At 62.3% G+C, this 1,224-nt stretch carries 2 protein-coding genes and 1 pseudogene; 2 read left to right on the forward strand and 1 reads right to left on the reverse strand.

Going from position 1 to position 1,224, the window contains the following annotated elements:
- Nucleotides 1–241: pseudogene (locus tag EOA38_RS37160) on the forward strand (NAD(P)-dependent oxidoreductase); the annotation flags it as partial.
- Between the two features lie 6 nt (nt 242–247).
- Here the strand turns inward: EOA38_RS37160 and EOA38_RS37165 are convergent.
- Entirely contained in the window at nt 248–877 is a 630-nt protein-coding gene (locus tag EOA38_RS37165; protein ID WP_126093296.1) for a DUF1638 domain-containing protein, read from the reverse strand.
- Nucleotides 878–928: 51 nt separating this feature from the next.
- Between EOA38_RS37165 and EOA38_RS37170 the strand changes: the two genes are divergently transcribed.
- On the forward strand, nt 929–1,063 hold the full coding sequence (locus EOA38_RS37170; protein ID WP_036258641.1) for an entericidin A/B family lipoprotein: 135 nt from the start codon (nt 929–931) through the stop codon (nt 1,061–1,063).
- Nucleotides 1,064–1,224 lie beyond the last annotated feature (161 nt).

Consider the following 1,224-nt stretch of genomic DNA (forward strand, 5'->3'; position numbering starts at 1 on the left):
CTTCATCATCTCGGCGCCGACGCCGTTCCGGCCAGATGATTGCGCCGAGCTGATCGCCGATGCGCCGGCTGTCGTCGCGCGCTATTTCCCGGACTATCCCAGGCTCTATGCGAGGAAAGGCTGGACGATGTTCTCGTCGATCGACCGCGTCTACGATCCGTCGCGGGCAGGGCAACGGCTCGGCTTCGTCTGCAAGACGAGTTTTGCCGATGTGCTGACGGCGCTCGATGCGGAGGCGTGAGGGCGGTCAGGCGTGTGCGGCCGCCCGCGCCAACTCATTGGTCAGGTCGCCATAGCCGGTCGAGCGGCGCTCATAGGCGAGGCCGAGCAGGGCGGCGGCTTTCTCGGCAACCTTGTCCAGCTCCGGATCGTCGGTCTGGGCGAGATAGATCAGCTTCTCGTAATTGCCGAAATAGTCCTTGATCAGTTCGGGGTGTCGGTCGAGGCCGAGCGGCTTGATGAAGAAGGCATCGAACTGGCGGCAGAGGAAGTCGGTCATGTAGAACGACATCATGTCGTCGTCGGCGACCTTCGCATAGGCGTTCATGCCCTGGTAGAAGGCGAAGCAGTGCGGGCCTGCCATGCGCTCCACGCCATGCTTCTCGATCACGCGGTCGAGCAGGCCGCCGGTGCCGCAGTCGGCATAGCCGACGAAGATGTGCTTGTAGCCGTCCGCCTTGGCCTTCGCGATCGCCTTGTCCATCGCCGGTGCGATGCGGTCCGGATAGAAGTGGAACTCGGCCGGCAGGCAGGTCAGCTCGAGATGGTCGAGCTTTAGCTGTTGCTTGACGGCCAAAACTTCGCGCGCGATCATCCCGCAGGCGATGACGAGCAGCCTGTCTGTTTGATTCGGTTTCGTTTTTTGCGTTTTGACCAAGTCGGCCGGCTTTCGCTGCGGGGCTAATATCTGTCGAAGGAGACACCGTCCATGAAACTGCTACGCATCGCGCCGATGGCCATCCTTGCCTGCGCGCTTGCACTTACGGCCTGCGCCAACACCATTCGGGGCGTCGGCAAGGATGTCAAATCGACGGCAAGGGCGGTCAAAGACACGGTCAACTGATCGGCAGCCTCGTTCATCATCTGGGAACGAAAAAGCCGCGCTGCAAGGCGCGGCTTTTCTTGTCGGTCCATGCCGGGTGCCTTGGGATCAGGCCGAAGCGCGGACGTTGTGCTTGCGCTTCATGAAGTCCTTGGCGGTCTCGACCGCCACCGCCGCGTCGC

It is taken from the genome of Mesorhizobium sp. M1E.F.Ca.ET.041.01.1.1, from assembly GCF_003997355.1.
Classification (GTDB): Bacteria; Pseudomonadota; Alphaproteobacteria; order Rhizobiales; family Rhizobiaceae; genus Mesorhizobium.